Below are 262 nucleotides of genomic sequence, written 5' to 3' on the forward strand. Positions count from 1 at the left end.
GGATTATCTGGAAAGAGTGGGCCTTGTTTGCTGCGAGGAAACCCCAAGATGAGCGCCGAAAAGGGGTTGGAAGGAGGCCTTATCCCAGGAGATAAGCTCGAATGGCGACTAATGTTGCCACTGGCCTGTATCGTAACCCTGTATGCTGCTGGTGTAGGGGCGGTTCTACCTGTGTTGCCGTTTTATCTGCGTGAGATGGGAGCGAGCCCCCTGATCTTCGGCCTTGTTCTATCAACCGAAGCGCTAAGCCAATCTGCGGCAT

At 54.2% G+C, this 262-nt stretch carries 1 pseudogene; it reads left to right on the forward strand.

Features of this window, described 5'->3' with window-relative positions:
• Window positions 1-48: 48 nt before the first annotated feature.
• Window positions 49-262, forward strand: a pseudogene (locus SB660_RS21540) (hypothetical protein); the annotation flags it as partial.

Source organism: Bacillus sp. SIMBA_005 (genome assembly GCF_046535585.1).
Lineage (GTDB): Bacteria > Bacillota > Bacilli > Bacillales > Bacillaceae > Bacillus > Bacillus pumilus.